The sequence below is a fragment of the Streptococcus sp. HMSC072G04 genome, assembly GCF_001813295.1.
GTDB lineage: Bacteria > Bacillota > Bacilli > Lactobacillales > Streptococcaceae > Streptococcus.
This window is the reverse complement of record NZ_KV812001.1, coordinates 1-1,437: the sequence shown is the minus strand read 5'-3', so window position 1 is coordinate 1,437 and position 1,437 is coordinate 1. Positions and strand designations below refer to the sequence as shown.

1 protein-coding gene is annotated in these 1,437 nt (G+C 35.2%); it reads left to right on the top strand.

Features of this window, described 5'->3' with window-relative positions:
- The first annotated feature begins 57 nt into the window (after positions 1-57).
- A protein-coding gene (locus HMPREF2904_RS10920; protein WP_256263218.1) for an IS3 family transposase occupies positions 58-1,406 on the top strand; the annotation gives its coding sequence in 2 pieces (ribosomal slippage) (positions 58-520 and positions 520-1,406; 1,350 coding nt in all).
- Positions 1,407-1,437 lie beyond the last annotated feature (31 nt).

Below are 1,437 nucleotides of genomic sequence, written 5' to 3'. Positions count from 1 at the left end.
TGAACTGCACCCCAAAAGTTAGACAGAAAAAAATCTAACTTTTGGGGTGTTTTTATTATGAAATTAACTTATGAAGATAAAGTTCAGATCTATGAACATAAAAAACAAGGGCGAAGCTTCAAAGAGCTTTCAAATCAATTTGGGATAAACATTTCTAATCTTAAGTACATGATTAAATTGATTGATCGTTATGGAATAGAAATCGTCAAAAAAGGAAAGAATTGTTACTATTCTCCCGAACTAAAACAAGAAATCATTGATAAAGTTCTGCTTGAAAGTCGTTCACAAATAAAGGTATCTCTAGATTATGCTCTTCCAAGTGTTGGAATGTTGCATAATTGGATAGCACAATATAAGAAAAACGGGTATACTATTGTTGAGAAAACAAGAGGAAGGATACCTAAAATGGGACGTAAGCCAAAGAAGAAACCCGAAGAGATGACAGAACTAGAACGTCTTCAAGCAGAAAATGAGTACTTGAGAGCGGAGAATGCGGTTCTAAAAAAGTTGAGAGAACTCCGATTGAGGGACGAAAAAGAGCAAGAAGAAAAACGGAAATTGTCCGAGGATTGGTAACAGAGTTTGCTTTAGAGATTCTTCTAAAGATTATTAAGCTTGCCCGTTCAACTTATTATTATCATTTAAAACAGCTCGATCAAAGCGATAAGGATTATGATGTTAAAGTTGAAATTCAATCTATTTTTACTGAGCATAAAGGGAATTACGGCTATCGTCGAATGACTCTTGAATTGAGGAATCGTGGTTTTGTAGTGAATCATAAGAAGGTCCAACGTCTGATGAAGGTCCTTGGTTTAAGTGCTCGTATTCGTCGTAAACGGAAGTATTCTTCATACCAAGGAGAGATTGGTAAGAAAGCAGATAATCTTATTCAACGCCAATTTGAAGCAACCAAGCCAATGGAAAAGTGCTACACAGATGTGACCGAGTTTGCCATTCCAGCAAGCAATCAAAAACTTTATTTATCGCCAGTTTTAGATGGTTTTAATAGCGAAATTATCGCCTATAATCTTTCGACTTCACCGAATTTAGAACAAGTGAAAGCTATGTTAGACCAGGCCTTTACTGAGAATCATTACACAAATACAATTCTTCATAGTGATCAAGGATGGCAGTATCAACACCAGTATTATCATCGTTTTTTAGAGGATAAAGGAATTCAACCGTCCATGTCACGTAAAGGAAACAGCCCAGACAACGGCATGATGGAATCCTTCTTTGGCATTTTGAAATCGGAAATGTTTTATGGTTACGAGAATACATTTAAGTCACTTAACCAATTGGAACAAGCTATTGTAAACTATATTGACTATTACAACAACAAACGAATTAAGGTAAAACTAAAAGGACTTAGTCCTGTGCAATACAGGACTAAATCCTTAATTTAAATTATTTGTCTAACTTTTTGGGGTCAGTACA